Here is a 21,550-nt window from a genome sequence, read left to right as displayed (position 1 = left end):
CTATCCGATGCTCATACTCGCGCTACCCGATCATCAGAACTCTGCTTTCCGAAGCACGTCCCTAACACCGACGCCGTCGAGCTCCACCGCAGGCTCGCGTACGTGCCCGGGGACGTGGAACTGTGGCCCACCCTCACCGGCGGCGAGGCGATCGACCTGCTCGCCCGGCTGCGCGGTCCGCTCGACAGGCGCCGTCGCGACGCGCTGTGTGAGCGTTTCGACCTGGACCCCACCAAGAAGGCCCGCACCTACTCCAAGGGCAACCGGCAGAAGGTGGCGCTGATCTCCGCGCTGATCTCCGAGGTGGACCTGCTCCTGCTCGACGAACCCACCGCGGGCCTGGACCCCCTCATGGAGGTCGTGTTCCAGGAGGCGATCAGTGAGGTCAAGGCCGCCGGCCGCACGGTCCTGCTCTCCAGTCACATCCTCGCGCAGGTCGAGGCGCTGGCGGACCGCATCTCCATCGTGCGCCAGGGGCGCACCGTCGAGACCGGGAGCCTCGAGGAGCTGCGCCACATGACCCGCACGACGATGGTCGCCCGGACGGACCGACCAGCGGACGAGCTGCGGCGGGTCGAGGGTGTCCACGATGTGGAGATCGACGACGACGAGGTCCGCTTCCAGGTCGACGGGGACAGTGTCGACGAAGCCGTCCGTGCACTCGCTCCACTGGGCGTCCGCTCGCTGGTCGCCCATCCGCCGACCCTCGAGCAGCTGCTCATGCGCCACTACGGCGACGCCGCTGAGAGCGAGCCCGGATCCGAAGCGCGGGGGACAGTGCGATGACCGGCAGCGCCACGACCGGCAGTGCGATGACCGCCACACCCCCCGCCACCCGCGAGCGCGCGCGCACCGCGGGGTCCGGTTCCCCGCTGGCCGGCACCGGCACCCTCGTCCGGTTCTCCCTGCGCCGGGACCGGCTCAAGCTCCCGGCGTGGGTCGGCGGCCTGGGGCTGTTCGTGGTCTACATCGGCGCGGCCCTCCCGCAGCTGGCGCCGACGGAGGACGACCTGGCCGCGGTGGTGCCCCTGTTCACCCAGCCGGTGGGCCGGATGTTCACCGGCCCGGCCTACGGCATGGACGCCCCCACCTTCGAGCGGTTCTTCGCCGCCGGCTACGCCCCGTACCTGTTCCTGCTCGCCGCGCTCATGAACATCATGCTGGTCACCCGGCACACCCGCGTCGAGGAGCAGACCGGCCGCGCCGAGCTGATCCGCGCCAACGTCACCGGCCGACACTCGGCCCTCACCGCGACCCTGATCGTCGCCGCGATCACCAACGCCCTCGCGTGCGTGGTGGTCGCCGGATTGGCGATCGCAGGCGGGTTCGCCCCCCTCGGCTCCCTGCTCATCGGGCTGGGCACCGCGCTCGCGGGGATGGCGTTCGCCGGGATCGCCGCGGTGACCGCGCAGCTCAGCGCCTACTCGCGGGCGGCGGCGGGGATGGCCGGGCTGGTACTCGGGGTCGCCTTCATCCTCCGTGCCCTCGGCGACATGGCGGCCGTCGGGGGAACCGCCCTGTCCTGGGCCTCGCCCCTCGGGTGGGCGGCCCAGACGGCCCCCTACGTGTACGACCGCTGGTGGCCGCTGCTCCCCCTCGTCGTCGTCGCCGTGGTCGGTTCCGCCGCCGCCTACGTCCTCCAGTCACGCCGCGACTTCGGGGCGAGCCTCCTCGCCCCGCGCCCCGGCCCCGCCCACGCCGGCCGGTTCCTCGGACGGCCGGTGGGCCTGGCCGCCCGGCTCCAGCGCGGTTCCCTGCTGGGGTGGGGCGCGGCCGTCGTCGTCCTGGGAACGGTCAACGGCGCGTTCACCGACGCCATGCTCAGCGCGAGCGGGGACATGCCGCAGGCGATGCAGGACATGTTCGGTGCCCAGGGTCTGGTCAACGGCTACGTGGCCTTCCTCGGGTCGTTCGTCGCCGTGCTCGCCGCCGCGTACGTGGTCTACGCGACGCAGTCCCTCCGCGACGAGGAGGGCAGGGGCCGCGCCGACCTGATCCTGGCCACGCCCGTCAGCCGGATCTCGTGGGTGGGCGCCCACCTCGCCGTGGTGGCCTGTGGCGCGGTGCTCATCCTGGCGGTCACCGGGATCTGCACGGCGCTCGCCGCCGCCGTGGTCACCGGAGACACCTCGCTCGTCGGTGGGGTGATCGGCTCGCACCTCGGCGCTACCCCGGCGGTCCTGTTGGTACTGGGGGTCTGCGCGGTGCTCTACGGGTGGGCGCCCCGGTTGACGGCGCCCGTCGGCTGGGCGCTGGTCGCGCTGATGTTCCTGGTGGCCAACTTCGCCGACCTGCTGGACTTCCCCGGGTGGCTGCGGTCGCTCTCGCCACTGCACCATCTCGCCGCCGTCCCGGTGGAGGAGTTCGCTCCGTCGCCGTTCCTGCTGGTCGCCGTGATGGCCGGCGCGCTCGTGGCCGCGGGTCTGGCGGGGTTCAGGCGTCGGCAGGTGGTCTCGGGCTGACGGCACGGCACAGGTCGGTAGGGGTGTCTGTGACGAACACTGAGTTCCCCGATCGGGTTCGACGACACCAACCACCACGACCCTATCCGGGTCCTCCAACTATAGTTGTGATACTCTAACTTTAGTTGGAGAAAGGGTGCGGACTATGCAGCTGAACAAGCCGTTCGCCACGGTGACGCCGACCCTGGACGGCGACGTGCTGGCGGTCTTGGCGAGCGCGGACGTCACGTTCACGGTCAGCCAGGTCCAGCGAATCCTCTCCACCGCGTCAGGGGAGGGCATCCGCAAGGTCCTCAACCGTCTCACTGCCCAGGGCGTGGTGCTGCACGACGAAGTAGGCCGGACCCACACCTACCGCCTCAACGCCGAGCACCTCGCGACCGGGCCGATCATGGAGCTGTCACGGCTGAACGCCACTTTCCTGAGCCGACTCGAACAGCACCTGGGCGAGTGGGGGACGGCACTGCGGTACGGCGCGGTGTTCGGGTCGGCGGCGACGGGGCACATGACGCTGGGGAGCGACATCGACTTGTTCCTGGTGCGCGCGATCGACAACGAGAACGGCGTCTGGGAGCAGCGGGTGACTGAACTCGCCCGGCTAGTTACCGCGTGGACCGGCAATGACGGCCGGATCGTCGAGTTCGCCGAAGACGAGTTCCGCGCTGCGGCCGACGCAAGTGAGCCCCTCCTCGATGACGTGTCGAAGCAGGGCCTGACCGTCGCGGGGAAACGGGCCTGGTTCGTCTCGCAGCTGCGCTCGGCAAGGAGGTCGTGATGGCGGGGCAGCGGAACTGCGATGCGGTAGTCGCCGCGGGGCGCATGTCCAAGGCATCCGAGTTTCTCGACGCCGCGGTTCATCTCGGGGAAGAGATGCCCAACGCCGCCGGGGACCTGTACGTCAACGCGGGCATTGCCGCCTCGGATGTCATCTGCTGCGTGCGCCTCGGCGTGCATTCCAACACCGGCAACCACAGCGAGGCGGTCGCCCTGCTGAAGAAGGCCGACAGCGGATCTGAACGGCACTTGAACACCCTGCTCAACCTGAAGAACAAGGCTGCCTACACGCATCAGGACCTGACCGATGGGGAGTTGAAGAAGATGAGCCGCGCGGCGGATCATTTGGTCGAGGCCGCCAAGCAAGCAGTGGCCGCCCGCGGGTAGTTCCCAGTTCGCTGATTGCGAACGGCGTCGTCGCCAGTCCGGGGTGCGGAACCTGCGCCCGAGCGACCTCTGTGGGGTATCGGACATATCTTCCGCTGCACGGTGGATCCCGCGGTCACCCCCGTCAGCCGAGATTCGTGGGCCACCGCGCGCGCTCTGTCGTCGACGACCAGAGGAGTGTGCCCCGGCCGGGCGTTGATAGCCTCTGCGAGGTGACCAAGACTCGTGGCCGGCCGCGCCGCAACCCCGGGTCGCCGACCGGACTCGGCAGCGAGCAGGACATCCTGCACGCCGCGGGCGAGCTGTTCGTCACCAGAGGCTTCGGCCGGACCAGCACCCGGGCCATCGCGGAGGGTGCGGGGTTGCAGCAGGCCAGCGTCTATCACTGGTTCGGGTCGAAGGACGAGATTCTGCTCCGGCTGGTGCTCGGCACAGTGCTCCCGTCCCATCGGATCGCCGACTGGCTGTTGACCACAGACGCCCCGGGGCACGTCCTGTTGTGGGCGCTGGCGTACGCGGATGCGGGGTTGCTGCACGAGGACCCGCAGAACCTGGGGGTTCTGTACTTCGATCCGGAGCTCGACGGCGACCAGTTCAGCGAGTTCCACGAGGTCCGGGATTCACTGCACGAGGCCTACCGGGTCCTGCTCGAACGCACCACGGGCGAAGCCGCCACTGACGTCGACGTGGCGATGCTCGTCGGCCTGGTGGAGAACGTCATCACCTACCGGCGCCGGACACGGTCGCCGATCCCGGACGACACCCCGGCCCGGGTCGCCGATGCGACGCTGACGCTGGCACGGGTCCCCGAGCTCCTTACCGACGAGACGCGGGCCCGGGGACTCGAGATTCTCGGAGATCCCGACTCCCCGGGCCCGGGGTCTGTCGGGTGACGCCGCTCGCGACGGACGCCCTCGGGCGAGGCTAGGCCCTCGCGGGGACCTCGACTCCCCGGTCCGGTACCGACTCGTCGACCGCGGGTGCCGGCGTGGCCTTCCGCGTGTCGGCCCGGGTGTCGGCGGCGGCCACCGCCACGTAGACCACGAGTGACACGGCCGCGGCGAGGAACGTGGTCCAGCCGTCGACGCTCGTGGTGACCACCTCGTTCGGGATGTACAGCAGGGTGTTCTCCACGCCGTAGATCGTCGGTGTGAGGACGAAGAACCCGAGCCGGACCCCCAGTCCCAGCGCGGCGGAGATCACCAGTGCCCTCGTGCTGACTAACCGTGTCCACAGCGACAGGACGAACGGCGCCACGATACTGGCGCACAGCAGGTCGAAGGTCAGGGTCAGGAGGATCCCGGTGTGGTTCACCCGGAGTGCCACGATCACGCCGATGACGGCGACGGGGACCATCGACCAACGAGAAGCCTGGAGCACGTTCAGGCGCAGCTTCCGCGTGTCGATGACGGTTCCGACCACGATGGACGATGTCGCGAGGAGGATTCCGCTGACCGTGGTGAGCGAGGCGGCCAGCAGGGCAGCGATGACCAGCATCGCGATCGGAACGGGCACCTGATCGGTGAGGAGCTGGAAGAGGATCGGCGACTCGGAGTCGCTGTCCCCGAGCAACCCCGCCCCGGCCACGGCGACCGCGGCCAGCGGGACGCACAGGACCACGGTTCCGGCGGCGGCGATCAGGCTCGCCGACCTGGCCCCCCGGGCCGTCTTCGCGGAGGACACGCGCTGGATGAGGTCGATGGCCACCAGGTTGCCGAAGCCCAGGGCGAAGAACGTCGCCCAGTTGATGGCCGCACCCGCGGCGGGTGCCGTCAACTGCTCGAGATCCGAGATGCCGAGCCCCTCCGGCGCCGCGTATCCGGGGCCCATGAACATCCAGGCTGTCAGCCCGACGAACCCGACCGCCATGACACCCATGAGGAACAGGCCCGTATACACCGACGCGAACATCCCGCCGACCATCGTGTAGGCGAGTATCGCCAGGGTGACGAACACGATCGCCGCCCAGTAGGGCACTCCGATGAAGTGGTCCATCATGTGACCCAGCGCGACGAGGTTGCCCGCCATGAGGATTCCGAAGCTGGTCACCGTCAGGACGGCCGTCAGGATCTCCCCGGTCCGTCCGAACGTCTGCCGGAAGTATTCGGGCAGCGAGTACAGCTCCCGCTCCCGCACCTTCTCGGCAACGAAAAGCCCCATCAGCAGGAAGGATGCGGCAAGACCCAGCGGCAGTGCGGCACCCGCCCAGAATCCGAATCCGCCCGCGAGGTCCGCCGCGCCGACGGTTGCATTGGAGTCGACGACCTGGGACATCAGGAGGACGGCGACGAGGGGCACGGTCAGCGTCCGCCCCGCGACCGCGAAGTTGCGGTTCTGTCCTCTCACCCTGGTGGAGGACATCAGACCCAGGATGACGAGTAGAACGACAGTTGCTCCGATAGCGACACTGATCATCGCGACTCACCCACCAGGGAGGTCTCGCGACCCAGCGAGTACAGGGGACGCGCGCCCTCCGGGAGTGCGAGATCACCGTCCGCGATCCGTCGCCTCAGGTAGGCGAAACTCTGCGCGGTCTGGGCGAACAGGTGCTCGCCGGCGTGCAGCGGCTCGTAGGTGGAGTCGTTCGAACCGGGGAACGTCAGGGGAGCGACCATCGTGTCGTAGTCGACGGTGAAGAACAGCGGGTACGAATACCGTTCCCTCGAGATCTTCCTGACCCGGTGGGACGTGGCGACGAACGCGCCGTTGGTCCACACCTCCAGCAGGTCCCCGATGTTCACGACGATCGCGTCCTCGCGGTACGGGACCTCGATCCACTCTCCCCGGCCGTTCATCACCTCCAGCCCGGGAGCGGTGGGCTTGAGCAGTGTCAACGCCTCGTAGTCGGTGTGCGCTCCGATCCCGGGGCGGTCCTCGGCGTCGGGGTTGTACGGGTAATGGATCAGCCGCAGCTGCGAGGGCGGCTGGGTCACCGATCCGAGGAACGTGGCGGGGTCGAGGTCGAGGTACCGGGCGAACGCCGCGAGGAGCCGCGACCCGAGTGCGAACACCTCGTCGTAATAGGTCGTCACCGCCTCCCGGAACCCCGGCAGGTCGGGCCACTGGTTCGGCCCGAGCAGGGGGTTGCCGGCCAGATACTCCGGGTGGTCGGCCGGCAGGTCGATGGACAGGTCGTAGGCCTCCTTGAGGTCCGGGGTGGCGCCGGCGAACACCTCCTCCCCGATGGGGACGTATCCGCGGTGGTTGGTGGAGTTGCCGATGTACACCTCCCGCTTGACGGAGTCGGGCTGGGCGAAGAAGCGCTGTGCGGCCTCGTGCATCGCGCGGAACGTCTCATCGGCCACGCCGTGGTTGACGATGAGGAGGAAGCCGACGCCTCGGGCGGCCTCGCCGAGTCGGTCGACGCACTCCGCTGAGGGCCCGCGGGGATCGGCGAGCGTGGACACATCGATGACCGGGATCGACTCGAAGTCGACGCTGGGTCGGTGGGGGTCAGTCATTCTCGGCTCCTGAGTGGGTCGGGCGGGTCGCGCGGGTCGGGTGGATCGGGTCGAAGGACACGGGTGGACCGGAGTGCTCGCCGGCCCGCCAGGAGATGACGAAGCGGCCGTCGGAGTGAGGGGACAGGGAGAAGAGGGGAGGCTCGGGCCCCGACCACGACGAGTACCGCGCGAGCCAGCCCTGAGCGGTCCGTGAACCGATGTGCACCGACGACGGCCGGCCCCCCGCGGGATCAGCGCCCAGCGCGAGACCGAAGCTGTCGCCGACGCAGACGACCAGCGCCTCGGTGCCGTGGTCATCGACCCCCCTGGCCTCCCACACCGGTCCGGGCTCGTCGGGGCGCTGCTCCCACAGCTCGACGTAGTCGAGCTGTCGGCCCACCTCCAGCAGTCCCCACCCCGGCACGTCGAAGAGTTGCCCGATATCGGCGGACCCGAAGGCCTCTCCGGCGGCGATGGCATGGACCCACTCGAATTCGCCGATGGCGGCGTCCGTGCACTGGAGTCGGCCAGCGAAACCCATGTGGAAGTCCCTCGCGCCCGAGTCGTCGGTGGAGAACCTCGCGTCGCAGAACAGTCGGTTCCCCTGGATCCAGACGACGTCGGAGCACTGGTCGGGGGTGGCGTCGCGGGAGTGGAACAGGCGACGCCGGTAGACCGCGGGAGCGGGGCGCAGGGCGGGTTCCATGGAACTCCTCTAAATCGATCACTCGAACGGAATTAGTCAAACGGCGCTGCGTTGCGCCGCTGTTACGTGGGCGTCAAGGGATGAGAAATTGGGCGACCGTCGGAGTCCGGGGGCTGGCCGGGCCGATGTGGGCTGCGCACCTCGTGGCGCGCGCCTTCCCTCGTAGAGTGGCGTCATGAACCTGCTCCTGCAGTCCCTCGGCGTGGGCGCCGTCCCCGACTTCCTCGCCGAGCACGTCAACCGGCCCGCACCCGCTGTGCGCATCGGGTACCTGAACGACGCCGCGAGCCCCTACGCGGGAGCCGGGTTCGTCGCCGCGGAGCGTGCGCAGCTCTCGGACCTGGGGTACGTGCTGACCGACATCACCGTTGCCGGCATCGACGACGCGGGCGAGTTCGCCGGCCTCCTCGACGGGGTCGACGCCCTGTACGCCGCCGGCGGCAACACCTTCGTGCTCATGGCGGCACTGCGCCGACGGGGTGCGGATGCGGTCCTCGTCGAGCGGGTACGGGCGGGGCTGCCCTACATCGGGTCGAGTGCGGGGTCGGTCATCACCGGACCCAGCATCGAACCGGTCAGCCTGATGGACGACCCCTCCGCCGCCCCCGAACTCACCGACCACGCCGGACTCGGTCTGGTCGACACCGTGGTGATCCCCCACGCGGACGGCGCGCTCCCGCCCTACCCGCCCGAACTCGTCGCACGGCTCGTGGAGACCTACGGGAGCACCTACCCGCTGACACTGGTGAACGATGATCAGGCGTTGCTCGTCCAGAACGAGACGGCACGGCTGATCAGTTCGCACTGACCTGAGGCCGGAAGTGACACGTTCTCGACACCGGTAGTGGCTACGATCGCTCATGGCTCGTTGGGCACTGCGCCCGACCGCCGATCCGACTTCCACGACCCCACGGGGATCTCTCCCCACAGAGGACGACCATGCGCATCCCGTTTCTCGATCGCATCCGCGATCGCCGCCGGTATCACCCCGATCTCCGCCTCGCGTCAGTGGTGCTGCCCCCGCGCCTCGTGGGACCGCGGACCCTGCCGGCGGTGCAGAAGATCGGGACACTGCTGCCAGGACTACGGGGAACGGAGACCCACGAACTCGACTCGGGCGCGACGGTGCGGGTCTTCCGTGCCCCAGGTGATCAGTCGTCATCCTCGGCAGGCCTTGTATGGATCCACGGCGGTGGATACGTCGTCGGTTCTGCGGCGCAGGATGACGTGCTCTGCCGGGCTCTGGCGCGGAGCACCGGTGCGACCGTCGTGTCGGTCGACTATCGACTGGCGCCGCGACACCCATTCCCGGCGGCGCTCGACGACTGTCACGCGGCACTCGGATGGCTGGCCGCTCAACCCGGTATCGACACCCGCCGGATCGCCGTCGGCGGCGCGAGCGCCGGCGGTGGGCTCGCAGCCGCGCTCGCGATCCGGGCCCGGGATGAGGGCCCCGTCGCCCCGGTGCTGCAACTGCTCGCGTACCCGATGGTGGACGACCGGACCGACACCCGCGACCGGCGACACCGACTGTGGGACGCACGATCGAATCGGTTCGGCTGGACGAGCTACCTGGGCGGGGCCGACCCGTCCACGGCCTCTCCGGCCCGCCACCCTGATCTGGCCGGGGTCGCTCCGGCGTGGATCGGCGTCGGCACGGTGGATCTGTTCTTCGAGGAGGACAAGGCGTACGCGGATCGTCTGGAGCGAGCCGGAGTGCCCTGCGAGTTCCTCCCGGTTCCGGGCGCGTTCCACGGTTTCGACCTGGTCGTCACCCGCGCCGGGGTCAGTAAGGACTTCTTCCGGGCGCAGTGCGATGCACTACGGCAGGCCTTCGGCGAGTGACGGGGTCGTGACTCAGTCCGACAATCCGGCCACGCTGTACCCCGGATGTGACGCCGCCGGCGACCCGGCCCACTGATCACCACATGACTGGAACGGGCAGCTGGGAGACGGATCGACCACCACCAGGACGACACCGGTCGAGGTTCAGGGGTTCACCTCCTCGCAGTGAGGACCCGGAGTGACTGGTCGAGGGCGTCCGCGGCCCACGGGATGTCCGAGCGGGTGAAGGGCAACGGTGGTCGCAGCTTGAGTACGTTGCCGAACGGGCCCGCGACCGAGGTCGCACACTGCCGCGCGGGCGGTCAGGTACGGATTCTGAGCGACTCGGTCCGCAACCGCGTTCTCACGCGGCCCCGGATCTACACCCAGTCGACCGACAGCGGCGACCTGCGTCCCCACCCGACGGTCTGCAACAACGGCTCGTCCAGCTCGAGGGCGGGGTGTCCCAGACACAGGTACGCCAGGGGCCGGGCCCCGTCGGGCACGGGCACGCTGTCGGAGAGGTGGTCGGGGTCGACGAGGCTCACCCAGCCCATGCCCAGGCCCTCGGCCGTCACGGCCAGCCACAGCAGGGTGATGGCGGCGACCACGCTGTACTCGGTGGCCGCCGGGACGCTCGTGGTCCCCAGGACCGGCCCGGCGGGCGGCCTGTGGCTGACGACCAGCCCGACCGGTGCCTGGAGGATGCCCTCGAGGCGCAGGGAGTCGTAGAGCGCGCGTCGCCGGCCGTCGAATCGCTCGGATTCCGCGCGGCGCACGGTGCGGAATCCCTCGTGGACGGCCTCGCGCACGCCGCGGTCCTCGATCACGGTGACGTGCCAGGGCTGGCTCAGCCCGACACTCGGGGCCACCGCGAAGACCTCGAGGAGTCGATCGATGGTCTCGCGCGGCACCGGGGTGGGGTGGAAGTGCCGGTGGTCGCGGCGGGTGGCGAGGATCCGCCACAGCGCGTCGCGGTCGGGAGCTCCGATTCCGCCTCCGCCTTCGTCGCCGTCGTCGTCGTCGTTTCTCTCACCCCGTGGAGCGGCGGTCATGACCGCACGAACCGCGGACTCCACACCCGCCCCGACTCGGTGACGCGGGTCCCGGACGCGCCCACGATGAGCAGGCACTTCATGTCCACCGAGTCGCAGTCGAGCTCGGCGAGAGTGGTGATGGTCAGGGACTCCTCGGCCCGGCCCACGTCGCGGCCCACCACCACCGGGGTGGCCGGGTCGCGATGCCGGAGGAGGACGTCGCGGGCGGCGGCGACCTGGCGGGTGCGCGAGCGCGAGGCGGGGTTGTAGACCGCCAGGACCAGGTCCGCGGCGGCTATCGCGTCGAGACGACGGGAGATGACCTCCCAGGGCTTGAGCCGGTCGGACAGGCTCATCACGGCGAAGTCCGCGCCGATCGGGGCCCCGGCCCGGGCGGCGACCGCCTGGACGGCGGACACCCCGGGCGCGACCCGCACGTCGATGCGGGAGTACAGCGGGTCCTCGGCGGCCTCGAAGACCGCTGCGGCCATGCCGAACACGCCCGCGTCGCCCCCGGAGACCACCGCCACGCGTTCGCCGGAGCGCGCGAGGTCCAGGGCGAGCCTGGCCCGGTCTACCTCGACGGTGTTGCCCGAGCAGTGCCGGGTGAGCCCGGCGCGCTGGGGGACGCGGTCGACGTAGGGCGCGTACCCGACCACGTGGTCGACGTCGGCGAGCACGCGCTGGGCCTCGGCGGTGAGCCAGTGGTCCGGGCCCGGTCCCAGTCCGACCACGTGCAGCTCCCCGTCCGGGGCGACGTCGCGCACGGTCCCCTCACCCAGTGGCGAGGGGCGCCGCCCGAACGGGTCGACCTGCTGGGAGTCACCCGGGACCACGATGAGCGAGAAGTACGGCACGGTCGCCGGATCGACGTCCCGCACCGGGTGGTGCACCTCGGCGTCGGTCGAGGCGCGTTCGACGTAGACCGCTCCCTCGAGTCGTCCGGCGGCCTCCAATGCGCGGCGCACCGCCGGGAAGTTGCGTCCGAGCTTCATGATGATCGCCCCGTCGGTGTCCGCGAGGCGGCGGGCCAGCTCGGGCTCGGGCAGGGTCCCGGGCAGCACGGTGAGCACGTCCGTCTGGCGGACCAGGGGGGTGGCCGCGGCGGCGGTCGCGGCGGCGAACGCCGGGATGCCGGGCACGATCTCGGTGACGAACCGATCGGCGAGCTTGTCGTGCATGTACATGAAGGAGCCGTAGAACAGCGGGTCCCCCTCGGCCAGCAGGACCACGTCCCGCCCGGCCGCGAGATGGTCGGCCAGGCGTTGCGCGCTGCGATCGTAGAAGTCCGCGATCGCCCCCGCATACCCGCCGGGGTGATCGGTGACGCCCGTGGTCACGGGGTATTCCAGCACCTCCTCGATCGCACCGGCAGGGATCAGACCTGCGGCGATCCGCCTGGCATTGGACTCCTTGCCCCGCCCGGCGTGATAGGCCACCACGTCGGCGTCGCCGATCAGTCGGGCGGCCTTGAGGGTGATCAGCTCGGGGTCCCCGGGACCCACGCCGATCCCGGACAGTCGCCCCGCCTCGCCGGTCGTGCCCGCCGGACCGGCGCTCACTCGGCCACCTGCGCGAGGGCGTTGACGGCGGAGACCGTCATCGCGGACCCGCCGCGTCGCCCGTGGACGGTGACGAAGGGGACGTCGATCCCGTGGTCGTCCGCCAGGCAGGCCAGCGCGGCCTTGGACTCGGCGGCACCGATGAAGCCCACCGGGCACCCGACGATCGCCGCCGGGTGGGGGGCGCCGTCCAGCAGCATTTCGAGCAGGTGGAACAGCGCGGTGGGGGCGTTGCCGATCGCCACCACGGCGCCGTCGAGACGCTCACCCCACAGGGAGAGGGCGGCGGCGGAGCGGGTGGTGCCCATCTGCCGGGCCAGCTCGGGCACGCGGGGATCGGACAGCAGGCACACCACGTCGTTGTTCCGGGGGAGCCGGGACCTGGTGATGCCGGAGGCCACCATGTGGGCGTCGCAGAGGATCGGCGCCCCGGCCTCGAGCGCGGAGCGCGCGGCCCCCACCAGTCCCGGATGCACCTGCAGGTCGTCCACGAGGTCGGTCTGCCCGGTGCCGTGCACCATCCGGACGGCGAGCCGCTCGGCGTCCCGCGGGACGCCCGACAGGTCGGTCTCGCGCCGGATGGTCGCGAACGAGTCGACGTAGATCGCGGGCCCGTCGTCGACGTAGTCGTAGCGGCGTGGCGGCCTGGGGACAGCAGGCATGGGTCCTCCTCGGGGTTCTCGCCCCGGTCAGAAGTCTCAGGCGACGCGTCAGGGAGCGCGTCGATCCCTCGGCCAGTATCTGGCTTGGCGGCCCGTCGAGCGGGCCTCACAGTGGCGGAACCGCCCCGGACTCGCACCGGGTTCCTCGCCGTGGGACAGCGGCGAGTCTACGTGCGCACGGTGAGCACGCCGCGCCACGGGGTGACGATGAGCTCGGTGACGTCGTCGCCGGTGAGGCGATCGATCACGGCGCGGGTGAGGACACCGTCCCCGGCCCCGACATGCTCGATCCTTCCCGAGGAGCCGGGGACCGGTCCGTACGGCAGCGCGGGGATCGGGGTGGGGAGACGCTCATCGCCCGGGCGGGCGGCGGCGAGCGGCACCGGGAGTTCGCGCACGTGCCAGGGCGCGTCGGGGCCGGTACCCCGGGCGGCGGCGAAGTCGCGCGCCAGGTCGAGCAGGCGATCGGCCGCCTCCTCGAGGGGCACCACCGCCGACCAGTCCGCGCCCACCCGGAGTTGCACGGTGTCGGCGTCGAGGGTCGCCAGCCCCAGGTCGCCGGGGCGGTCCACGAGATCGCCGCGGCCGTCGTCGAGGACGAAGAGGAATCGGCCGGACAACCCGGCCAGTCCGGGATCCGCCCGGAGGCCGGCGTCGAGCCGGTCGGTCACGGGCCGGAGGTCGGCCCTCCCGCCGACCAGGCCGGTGAGCGGGGAGACGAGCACGTTGCGGACGAGCTCGTGCGACGGGGCGGGCAGCAGCCCGGTCGCGGCGAGGGCCGTCACGACGTCGTCCGCGAGCCGCCCGTCCCGGCTCATCGGCAGGGCCCGCAGCTGCAGGTTCGCGCGGGTCGTCACGTGCACGTCGTCGTCGCCGTATCTCGCTGCGACCCTGTGCAGCGCGGCGAGGGACTCCGGCGACACGCGCCCTCCGGGTACTCGTAGCCGGACCAGGGCGCCGTCCTCGGCGGGCCACGGGCGCAGCACACCGGGGCACAGGTCGGTGCGGGTGCGGCGGGTCGGTCCGGAAGCTCTCACGGGGCACAGTGTGGCAGCCAGAGGTGGCTCGCGGGGAGCGGGGAGCCGACGGCCGGACATCCGCGGGGGACCGGCGCCGGATAGGCTCGCCGGTGCCGTGGTGCTCGGGAAGCCGGAGGAAAAGCCGGCGCGGCCCTCGCCACTGTAGTCGCGTAAGTCGCGCACCCTCGTCCGTCCCAGAGCGGGGCGGAGACCACTGGGCCCAGGCCCGGGAAGGTCGGTCGCGCGGCGTCGATGCGAAAGCCAGGAGACCGGCCACGGCGTCATGTTCCACGAGGGTTTGGAGAAGAACATGCGCCATGACCGGCGTTCGGCGTCCCCTGAGGACGCCTCGGCACCATCAGATGACGCGGCATCGCCGGAGAACACGGCATCACCGGAGGACACGGCACCGCCTCGGCACTCGAGCCAGCCACCGCGCATCACCCTGCTGTCCACCTCCGACACGGACCTGCTCTCCGCGCGGGCCTCCGGGGCGGACTGGACGCTCGGCAACCCGTCCCGCCTGGACGTCGAGGCGGATCTGCCCGGTCTGCTCGACGGCGCCGACCTGGTGGTGGTCCGGATCCTCGGGTCGCGGCGGTCGTGGGAGCCCGGGTTCGCCGCGGTCATGGCCTCGGGGCGGCCGGTGGTCGTCCTGGGAGGCGAGCAGGCCCCGGACGCCGACCTGATGGAGCTCTCCACCGTCCCGATCGGCATCGCGGCCGAGGCCCACCGCTACCTGGCCGAGGGCGGCGAGCGGAACCTCGCCCAGCTCCACGCCTTCCTGTCGGACACCGTGCTGCTCACCGGGACCGGGTTCGCGCCCCCGGAGAGCGTCCCGGTGTGGGGGATGCCGCCGCGGCCGGGTGCCGCCGATTCCCCCGACTCCCCGGCGAGTGGTCACATACGACGCGATTCCCGGAACGGGACCTGGGAGAACGTGAGCGGAACTGACCAGTCGCCGGGCGTTCCCCGCGTGGACCAGTCGCGGCGCGTTCCCCGCGTGGGAGTGCTCTACTACCGGGCGCACGAGGTGAGCGGGAACTCCGGGTTCGCCCATTCGCTCGCCGACGCGATCGACGCCACCGGGCAGGCCGTCGGCGTGCCCGTGTTCGCCGGGTCCCTGCGATCGGCGCCCGACGAGCTGTTCGACGCACTCGGGACGCTCGACGCGCTGATCGTCACGGTCCTGGCCGCCGGCGGGACCACGCCGGGCGCGGTGAGCGCGGGCGGCGAGGACGAGACGTGGGACGTCGAACGGATCGCCACGCTCGACATCCCGGTCCTGCAGGGACTGTGCCTGACGTGGAGTCGGGAGGACTGGGAGGCCTCCGACGACGGCGTCAACCCGTTGGACTCGGCCAACCAGATCGCGATCCCCGAGTTCGATGGCCGGATCATCACCGCGCCGTTCTCCTTCAAGGAGATCGACGCCGACGGGCTGCCTCGCTACGTCGCCGACCCCGAACGCTGCGCCCGCGTCGCGGGGATCGCGGTCTCGCACGCCCGGCTGCGTCATGTGCCCGCGGCGGACCGCCGGATCGCCCTGGTGCTCTCGGCCTACCCGACCAAGCACTCCCGGATCGGCAACGCGGTCGGCCTGGACACCCCCGTCTCGACCATCCGACTGCTGCGCCGGATGCGCGACGAGGGTTACGACCTGGGCCCCGACGACAGCCCGATCGCCCGGTTCCTCGACGTCGCCGACAGTGGCACCGACAGCACCTACGCCGACGACACCGCCGCCGGCGACGCCCTGATCCACGCCCTGATCGCCGCGGGCGGACAGGACGAGGAGTGGCTGACGAACGCCCAGCTCACCGACAGTCACGTACGGATCTCCACGGACGACTACCTCCGGTGGGCGGCGGACCTGCCCGAGTCGCTGCGCTCGGAGATGGTCGAGGCCTGGGGGCAGGCGCCCGGTCAGCTGTTCGTCAACGACGCCGGCGAGATCGTCCTGGCCACCATCCAGGCCGGCAATGTCGTCCTGCTGATCCAGCCGCCCCGCGGGTTCGGTGAGAACCCGGTGGCGATCTATCACGATCCCGAGCTGGCGCCCTCGCACCACTATCTGGCCGCCTATCGGTGGCTCGCGCGGGGTTTCGGCGCCCACGCGCTGGTCCACATCGGCAAGCACGGTTCGCTGGAGTGGCTGCCGGGCAAGAACGCCGCGCTGTCGGCCGCGTGTGCGACCGACGCGGCGATCGCCGACATGCCGTTGATCTACCCGTTCCTGGTCAACGACCCCGGGGAGGGCGCCCAGGCCAAGCGCCGCGCCCACGCCACGATCGTCGACCACCTGGTGCCGCCGATGGCCCGCGCCGAGTCCTACGGCGACATCGCCCGCCTCGAGCAGCTGCTGGACGAGTACGGCAACATCGCGTCCATGGACCCGGCCAAGCTGCCGGCCATCCGCGCGCAGATCTGGACCCTCATGCGGTCGGCGCACATGCACGAGGACCTGGGCCTGGAGCAGCAGCCCGGGGACGAGGAGTTCGACGACTTCCTGCTCCACGTCGACGGGTGGCTCTGCGAGATCAAGGACGTCCAGATCCGCGACGGACTCCACGTGCTGGGTCAGGCGCCGGACGGCGAGGCCCGGGTAAACCTGGTGCTCGCCATCCTGCGCGCCTCGCAGGTGTGGGGCGGCGAGTTCGGCGCAGTTCCCGGTTTGCGCCGCGCCCTCGGGCTGGGGGAGGACGCCCCGACCCAGGAGGTCGACCGCGTGGAGGCCCGGGCCCGGGCGCTGGTCGAGGACATGGACGCCCGCGGGTGGGACCTCACGGCGGTGCCGCAGGTCCTGACCGCCGCGGGTCTGGATGACGACGACGAGGTCGGCCGCGTCCTGGAGTTCGCCGCCCGCGAGGTGGTGCCGCGTCTGGCCGCCACCGTCGACGAGCTGGATGCGGTGATGCACGCCCTGGACGGCGGGTTCGTGCCCGCCGGACCGTCCGGTTCGCCCCTGCGCGGCCTGGTCAACGTGCTGCCGACCGGCCGCAACTTCTACACCGTGGACCCTCGGGCGATCCCGTCCCGGCTGGCCTGGGAGACCGGCCAGGCGATGGCCGACTCCCTGCTGGACCGCCACGTGGCGGAGACCGGTGAGTACCCGAGCTCGGTGGGACTGTCGATCTGGGGCACCTCGGCCATGCGGACCTCGGGCGACGACGTGGCCGAGGTCCTGGCCCTGCTCGGCGTCCGCCCGGAGTGGGACGAGGCCTCCCGCCGGGTCAACGGTCTCGAGGTGGTCCCGGCCGCCGAGCTCGGTCGCCCGCGCGTGGACGTGACGGTCCGCATCTCGGGCTTCTTCCGGGACGCCTTCCCGCACGTCATCACCATGCTCGACGACGCCGTCCGGATGGTGGCGGACCTCGACGAACCCGCCGAGCAGAACTATGTCGCCGCCCACACTCGCGCGGACCTGGCCGAGCACTCGGACCACCGTCGTGCGACCACCCGCATCTTCGGCTCCGCGCCGGGGTCGTACGGCGCCGGGATCCTGCAGACCATCGAGGCCGGCAACTGGCGGGACGACCGGGACCTGGCCGAGGTCTACACCCGGTGGGGCGGCTTCGCCTACGGCCGCGACCTGGACGGCGTCCCGGCCGCGGACGACATGCGCACCAACTACCGGCGCATCGCGGTGGCCGCCAAGAACATCGACACCCGCGAGCACGACATCGCCGACTCGGACGACTACTTCCAGTACCACGGCGGGATGATCGCGACCGTGCGAGCGCTCACCGGCGCCGAACCCCGCGCCTACGTGGGGGACTCCACCACGCCGGACGCCATCCGCACCCGGTCGCTCGCGGAGGAGACGGTCCGGGTGTTCCGGGCTCGCGTGGTCAACCCCCGGTGGATCGCGGCCATGCAGCGGCACGGCTACAAGGGGGCCTTCGAGCTGGCCGCGACGGTGGACTACCTCTTCGGGTTCGACGCCACCGCAGGGGTCGTGCACGACTGGATGTACGACACGCTGGCCAGGGAGTACGTGCTGGACCAGACCAACCAGGAGTTCCTGCGGCGGTCCAACCCGTGGGCGTTGCGCGGGATGATCGAGCGGCTCTCCGAGGCCGCCGACCGCGGGTTGTGGGCCGAGCCGGACGCCGAGATCATGGACCGGATGCGGCAGGTCTACCTGGACGTCGAGGGCGACCTCGAGGACACCCACGGTGACTGACCGGGTGTCCCGCCTCCCGGCCGGGGAGGCCGGCGGCACCCCGCGCCGCCGGGTGCGGGTGGTGGGGATCGGCTCCGGGGGGCCGGACCAGATCACGGTGGAGGCGATCACGGCCCTGCGGGAGTCCGCCTACGCCGTGGCCGCGGTGAAGGGGGCCTCAGACCCCTTGGTCGATCTCCGTCGGCAGCTACTCGCCCGCCACGCGCCGGGCGTCGAGCTGGTGGGGGTCGCCGATCCGGAGCGGGACCGCTCGTCGCGGTCGACCTCCTCCCACGTCGGGTACCGCGGCGTGGTCCTGGACTGGCACGAGGCCCGGTCCCTGGCGTGGGAGCGGGTGCTGGCGGACCGGCCCGGCGACGTGGCGGTGCCCGTGTGGGGCGACCCCGCCTTCTACGACTCCACGCTGCGGATCGTCGACCGGATCCTCGCCCGTGGCCGGCTCGACTTCGCCGTCGAGGTGATCCCCGGCATCTCCGCTCTACAGGTGTTGGCGGCGCGTCACCGGCTGGTCCTGCACGAGATCGGCGGGACGGTCACCGTGACCACCGGCCGGCGTCTGGCGGAGGTCGTCGCCGGCGGAGCGGACAACGTGGTGGTGATGCTCAACGCGGACCTGCCGCTGGAGGACCTGGCCGACTGGCACATCTGGTGGGGCGGCAACCTCGGCGATGCGGGAGAGTGCCTGCTCGCGGGCAGGGTCGGCGACGTCCTCGGCGAGCTGCGGGGCAATCGTGAGCGGCTCCGCGCGGAGCACGGCTGGGTGATGGACGTGTACCTCCTGCGCCGCCCGGTCGCGGCGGGCTGATACTGTGCCTACACTGGCGCTCCCCCGAGAACAGAGGTGCACTATGGCTTTCCTGAGAAATGCCCTGCGGACCGGCGTCGCGCTCAAGGCCGCCGAGGTGGTCAAGCGTGAGGCGTCCAAGCCGGAGAACCAGCGCAAGGCCCGCGAGTTCGCGGAGAAGATCCGCAACCGCAAGCGCTGACCGCCGCCCGGTCAGATCCAGTCGACGATCTCCACGGGGTCGTCGGCCCCGGCTCCCTCCGGGACCACGGCGAGCGCGGGAGCGCCTGCGAGGTCGGCCAGGTGGGCGGTGCGGACCCGGCCGGAGAGCGCCCATCCGCCGGCCCCGTCGGGGCGGGCCGGCAGGATCCGCGCACGGCCCGGGGCGGAGAGCCGGTCGAGAGCGGTCACCCGGGCCAGGACCGCGGCTCGCTCGCGGCCGGTGAGTGAGTCGACCACCGCGCGGCCAGTGGTGGCGGCCGCGCTCACCGCCGCCAGGGGATTGCCCGGAAGTCCCAGCAGCACGCGGCCGTCGGGCAGCGCCGCCACGATCTGCGAGCCCCCGGGACGGACCCGGACCCCGTCCAGCACGATCGTCGCGCCTGCTCGCTCGAGGGCGGGACGGAGGTGGTCGGCCACCCCGCGGCCGGTCGCGCCGACCAGGACGATGACGTCCACGGTGGGCTGCCCGGGCCCGACCTCGTGTGCGGAACCGGCACCGGTACCAGCCGCGCCGGAGATCAACCGGTCCATGGCATCAATGGTGTCCGGGCAGTGTCCGGGCGGCCCGGCGCAGTCGAACCCCGCCCGCGCGAGGACCCCGCCGAGCAGCGGGCCGACCGTGTCGCGGATCCGGCCCGGCGGCAACGGCGACGGGGTGTCGGCGGGCAGGACTTCGTCGCCCGTCGTCACCACGATCGCGCGCACCGGTCCGCGGACCATGACCGAGGTCAGGCCCGCCGAGAGGGCCGCTGAGGAGAGCGCCGGGTCCAGCGTGACCCCGGCCTCCGCGAGCTCGCGGCCGGCGGCCCAGTCCTCGCCCGCCGGCCGCAGGTCGTCCTGGCCGGCGGCCCCGGGCAAGGCGGTCACGACCGCCGGCCCGGAGCCGTCCCGCGTCACCTCCACGAGCTCGTGGCGGAGCACCCTGTCGCTGCCGACCGGGACGAGTGCGCCGGTCGCGATGGGCGCGGCGGTGCCGGCGACCAGCCCACCGGGCGCACTCGTCCCCGCCCGGAGCGCGGGTCCCGTCAGCCGCCACGGGCCGGGACCGGCCAAGGCGTAGCCGTCCATCGCCGACACCGGTTCGCGCGGCATCGGGTCGGCCGCGACCAGCGGAGCGGCGAGGACGCCCCCGATCGCGGCGAGCGGAGGGCGCGCTGTCGCGGGCAGCGGCACGAGCCCCACGCGCAGGGCGGCTCTCACGTCGGCCAGTGCGATCGGCCCGGAGGCGACCACCTCGGCCCAGGTGTCGACGTCCCGCGCGGGCGCGCCCACTGACACGCGGGTGAGCACCTCGTCGTCGTACAGGGCCCGGACCGGTCGCCCGCCCAGGCCGCCGAACCGCCGCAGGGCGTCCAGTCGCGCGGCGAGGGCGGGGCGGTGCCACACGGCGAGCAGGTACTGGTCACGGCCCCCTGCGTCGACGGCGAGGGCGGCGGCGGGCCGCCCGGTCGATTCGGCGGTGGGCCGCCCGGTGGACTCGGCGGTGGGCCGCCCCAGCGCGGCGACGAGGGCGTGGAGGGTGTCGTCGTCGAGGTCCGGGAGGTCGCAGGCGACGACGACGACGAGGTCCACCCGCTCCGGGAGCGCCGCCAGCCCCGCCGCGATCCCGGCGACGGGACCGGAGTAGGGCGGTTCCTCGCAGGTGTCACCCCCGGGGCCGACCGTGACGACCGCGTCCGACACCGCTGCGGCGGCCCTGACCACGGTCTCGAGCATCGGCCGGCCCGCCACCGCGATCCCCGCCTTGTCGGCGCCGCCGAGTCGGCTCGCGCGGCCCCCGGTCAGGACGATCGCGCCGGCGGCGCCGGTCACGAGTCGGCCACCGCGCGGTGCCGGGCAGCCTCCCCCGCGAGGCGGCTGCGCAGGAAGTCGTCGACGAGCATCTCGATGTCCGCGGCGGTGAACGGTCGCAGTCCGATCATGCGCGCGAGGACCACCGGCCCGGCGAGCTGGGCCACCGCCAGGTCGCGGTCCCCGGGGATCAGGGTTCCGGCGGACTCGGCGGTGGACAGGACGGCGTGCAGGGGGGCGGCGTAGGAGTCCACGACGCCGCGGCGCAGCTCGCCCACCTCGTCGTCGTCCCCGGCACCCCGGCCCATCGCCAGCCATCCCCACATCGACTGCTGGAGCGGGGCGTCCTGGATCAGGCGCGTCATGGACGTGCACAACTGGACGAGTTGATCGCGCACCGGGGCGTCACTCGGAGGCGGCTCCGGCGCCGGCAGCAGGCGCCGGAACGCCGCCGCGATCAGTGAGTCGGTGGAGGGGAAGTTGCGGTACAGCGTGGTCCGGGCGACGCCGGACACGCGGGTGACCGCGTCCACCGTCACCGCCGCGGCACCACCTGACAGGAGCAGGTCCACCGCGGCGTCCAGGAGTTTTCCCCGCGAGCGGGCGCGGCGCGGATCGGTCGGAGACTGCATGGGTCCATTGTGACGGCCCCCGGTGGGATACGGTGTGGTGACCCGACCGATACCGGCGG

Annotated in this window: 19 protein-coding genes and 2 riboswitches; of the genes, 10 read left to right on the top strand and 9 right to left on the bottom strand. The window is 71.8% G+C overall.

Annotation, left to right across the window (positions count from 1 at the left end; all coding sequences use genetic code 11):
* The 5 genes from ABD250_RS13100 to ABD250_RS13080 form a co-directional block, all read left to right on the top strand.
* Nucleotides 1–786 (top strand): ABC transporter ATP-binding protein (locus ABD250_RS13100; RefSeq protein WP_344392702.1); only part of this gene is annotated, 786 nt, incomplete at its 5' end.
* On the top strand, nt 783–2,462 hold the full coding sequence (locus ABD250_RS13095) for an ABC transporter permease (RefSeq protein WP_344392700.1): 1,680 nt from the start codon (nt 783–785) through the stop codon (nt 2,460–2,462). The genes ABD250_RS13100 and ABD250_RS13095, both read left to right, overlap by 4 nt.
* A gap of 145 nt (nt 2,463–2,607) precedes the next feature.
* Nucleotides 2,608–3,237 (top strand): nucleotidyltransferase family protein, encoded by a 630-nt coding sequence (locus ABD250_RS13090; protein WP_182638399.1) that lies wholly within the window; start codon nt 2,608–2,610, stop codon nt 3,235–3,237.
* Nucleotides 3,237–3,623, top strand: coding sequence for a hypothetical protein (locus ABD250_RS13085; RefSeq protein WP_182616522.1), 387 nt, complete (start codon nt 3,237–3,239; stop codon nt 3,621–3,623). Before ABD250_RS13090 ends, ABD250_RS13085 begins: the two co-directional genes overlap by 1 nt.
* Nucleotides 3,624–3,835: 212 nt before the next feature.
* Nucleotides 3,836–4,516 (top strand): TetR family transcriptional regulator, encoded by a 681-nt coding sequence (locus ABD250_RS13080; protein WP_182616524.1) that lies wholly within the window; start codon nt 3,836–3,838, stop codon nt 4,514–4,516.
* Nucleotides 4,517–4,547: 31 nt separating this feature from the next.
* On the opposite strand, the gene ABD250_RS13075 is transcribed toward ABD250_RS13080, so the two are convergent.
* Genes ABD250_RS13075 through ABD250_RS13065 form a run of 3 tightly spaced genes read right to left on the bottom strand, consistent with a single transcriptional unit; the run spans nt 4,548 to nt 7,772 of the window.
* Nucleotides 4,548–5,984 carry a sodium:solute symporter family transporter gene (locus ABD250_RS13075; protein ID WP_241730573.1) on the bottom strand — a complete coding sequence of 479 codons (1,437 nt, stop codon included), beginning with the start codon at nt 5,982–5,984 and terminating at the stop codon, nt 4,548–4,550.
* 50 nt (nt 5,985–6,034) lie between these two features.
* On the bottom strand, nt 6,035–7,084 hold the full coding sequence (locus tag ABD250_RS13070; RefSeq protein ID WP_182638400.1) for an isopenicillin N synthase family dioxygenase: 1,050 nt from the start codon (nt 7,082–7,084) through the stop codon (nt 6,035–6,037).
* Nucleotides 7,077–7,772, bottom strand: coding sequence for a hypothetical protein (locus ABD250_RS13065; RefSeq protein WP_182638401.1), 696 nt, complete (start codon nt 7,770–7,772; stop codon nt 7,077–7,079). Before ABD250_RS13065 ends, ABD250_RS13070 begins: the two co-directional genes overlap by 8 nt.
* A 175-nt stretch (nt 7,773–7,947) precedes the next feature.
* Here ABD250_RS13065 and ABD250_RS13060 point away from each other — a divergent pair, with 175 nt between their 5' ends.
* Nucleotides 7,948–8,580, top strand: coding sequence for a Type 1 glutamine amidotransferase-like domain-containing protein (locus ABD250_RS13060; RefSeq protein WP_182658299.1), 633 nt, complete (start codon nt 7,948–7,950; stop codon nt 8,578–8,580).
* A 131-nt stretch (nt 8,581–8,711) separates the two neighbouring features.
* Nucleotides 8,712–9,617, top strand: coding sequence for an alpha/beta hydrolase (locus ABD250_RS13055; RefSeq protein WP_182638403.1), 906 nt, complete (start codon nt 8,712–8,714; stop codon nt 9,615–9,617).
* Nucleotides 9,618–9,976: 359 nt separating this feature from the next.
* Here the strand turns inward: ABD250_RS13055 and bluB are convergent, their stop codons facing one another.
* From bluB to ABD250_RS13035, 4 genes are all read right to left on the bottom strand, one after another.
* A complete protein-coding gene (gene bluB, locus ABD250_RS13050; RefSeq protein WP_241730574.1) occupies nt 9,977–10,651 on the bottom strand; it encodes a 5,6-dimethylbenzimidazole synthase in 675 nt (224 codons plus the stop codon).
* On the bottom strand, nt 10,648–12,195 hold the full coding sequence (locus tag ABD250_RS13045; protein ID WP_182658300.1) for a precorrin-2 C(20)-methyltransferase: 1,548 nt from the start codon (nt 12,193–12,195) through the stop codon (nt 10,648–10,650). The genes bluB and ABD250_RS13045 overlap by 4 nt, the downstream gene beginning before the upstream one ends.
* A complete protein-coding gene (locus ABD250_RS13040) occupies nt 12,192–12,857 on the bottom strand; it encodes a precorrin-8X methylmutase (protein WP_182658301.1) in 666 nt (221 codons plus the stop codon). The genes ABD250_RS13045 and ABD250_RS13040 overlap by 4 nt, the downstream gene beginning before the upstream one ends.
* A 53-nt stretch (nt 12,858–12,910) precedes the next feature.
* Nucleotides 12,911–13,025: riboswitch (cobalamin riboswitch) on the bottom strand.
* Nucleotides 13,025–13,894, bottom strand: a complete 870-nt coding sequence (locus tag ABD250_RS13035; RefSeq protein WP_344392689.1) for a nitrite reductase — start codon at nt 13,892–13,894, stop codon at nt 13,025–13,027. It overlaps the preceding riboswitch by 1 nt.
* 81 nt (nt 13,895–13,975) lie before the next feature.
* Nucleotides 13,976–14,168, top strand: a riboswitch (cobalamin riboswitch).
* Between ABD250_RS13035 and cobN the strand changes: the two genes are divergently transcribed.
* The 3 genes from cobN (at nt 14,160) to ABD250_RS13020 (ending at nt 19,048) form a co-directional block, all read left to right on the top strand.
* Nucleotides 14,160–18,062: a cobaltochelatase subunit CobN gene (cobN, locus tag ABD250_RS13030; protein WP_344392686.1), complete on the top strand. Its 3,903-nt coding sequence runs from the start codon at nt 14,160–14,162 to the stop codon at nt 18,060–18,062. It overlaps the preceding riboswitch by 9 nt.
* On the top strand, nt 18,055–18,867 hold the full coding sequence (cobF, locus tag ABD250_RS13025; RefSeq protein ID WP_344392684.1) for a precorrin-6A synthase (deacetylating): 813 nt from the start codon (nt 18,055–18,057) through the stop codon (nt 18,865–18,867). The genes cobN and cobF overlap by 8 nt, the downstream gene beginning before the upstream one ends.
* 43 nt (nt 18,868–18,910) lie before the next feature.
* Nucleotides 18,911–19,048 (top strand): hypothetical protein, encoded by a 138-nt coding sequence (locus tag ABD250_RS13020; protein WP_179524167.1) that lies wholly within the window; start codon nt 18,911–18,913, stop codon nt 19,046–19,048.
* 11 nt (nt 19,049–19,059) lie between these two features.
* On the opposite strand, the gene ABD250_RS13015 is transcribed toward ABD250_RS13020, so the two are convergent.
* Nucleotides 19,060–20,880, bottom strand: a complete 1,821-nt coding sequence (locus ABD250_RS13015; RefSeq protein WP_344392680.1) for an NTP transferase domain-containing protein — start codon at nt 20,878–20,880, stop codon at nt 19,060–19,062.
* The gene (locus tag ABD250_RS13010; protein WP_179524169.1) at nt 20,877–21,491 is read right to left on the bottom strand and encodes a TetR/AcrR family transcriptional regulator; all 615 of its coding nucleotides are present in this window, start codon (nt 21,489–21,491) and stop codon (nt 20,877–20,879) included. Before ABD250_RS13010 ends, ABD250_RS13015 begins: the two co-directional genes overlap by 4 nt.
* Between the last annotated feature and the right edge of the window lie 59 nt (nt 21,492–21,550).

The organism is Dietzia cercidiphylli, from assembly GCF_039531545.1.
Taxonomy (GTDB): domain Bacteria; phylum Actinomycetota; class Actinomycetes; order Mycobacteriales; family Mycobacteriaceae; genus Dietzia; species Dietzia natronolimnaea.
Note: the sequence above shows the minus strand (reverse complement) of the source record. Positions and strands in the feature narration are given on the sequence as shown.

Bases quoted from the DNA above. Each gene is read 5' to 3' on its own strand.
- ABD250_RS13095 (WP_344392700.1), top strand. From the start codon at position 783: ATGACCGGCAGCGCCACGACCGGCAGTGCGATGACCGCCACACCCCCC.
- ABD250_RS13090 (WP_182638399.1), top strand. From the start codon at position 2,608: ATGCAGCTGAACAAGCCGTTCGCCACGGTGACGCCGACCCTGGACGGC.
- ABD250_RS13085 (WP_182616522.1), top strand. From the start codon at position 3,237: ATGGCGGGGCAGCGGAACTGCGATGCGGTAGTCGCCGCGGGGCGCATG.
- ABD250_RS13075 (WP_241730573.1), bottom strand. From the start codon at position 5,984: ATGTCCTCCACCAGGGTGAGAGGACAGAACCGCAACTTCGCGGTCGCG.
- ABD250_RS13070 (WP_182638400.1), bottom strand. From the start codon at position 7,084: ATGACTGACCCCCACCGACCCAGCGTCGACTTCGAGTCGATCCCGGTC.
- ABD250_RS13065 (WP_182638401.1), bottom strand. From the start codon at position 7,772: ATGGAACCCGCCCTGCGCCCCGCTCCCGCGGTCTACCGGCGTCGCCTG.
- ABD250_RS13060 (WP_182658299.1), top strand. From the start codon at position 7,948: ATGAACCTGCTCCTGCAGTCCCTCGGCGTGGGCGCCGTCCCCGACTTC.
- ABD250_RS13055 (WP_182638403.1), top strand. From the start codon at position 8,712: ATGCGCATCCCGTTTCTCGATCGCATCCGCGATCGCCGCCGGTATCAC.
- bluB (WP_241730574.1), bottom strand. From the start codon at position 10,651: ATGACCGCCGCTCCACGGGGTGAGAGAAACGACGACGACGACGGCGAC.
- ABD250_RS13040 (WP_182658301.1), bottom strand. From the start codon at position 12,857: ATGCCTGCTGTCCCCAGGCCGCCACGCCGCTACGACTACGTCGACGAC.
- cobN (WP_344392686.1), top strand. From the start codon at position 14,160: ATGTTCCACGAGGGTTTGGAGAAGAACATGCGCCATGACCGGCGTTCG.
- ABD250_RS13020 (WP_179524167.1), top strand. From the start codon at position 18,911: ATGGCTTTCCTGAGAAATGCCCTGCGGACCGGCGTCGCGCTCAAGGCC.
- ABD250_RS13010 (WP_179524169.1), bottom strand. From the start codon at position 21,491: ATGCAGTCTCCGACCGATCCGCGCCGCGCCCGCTCGCGGGGAAAACTC.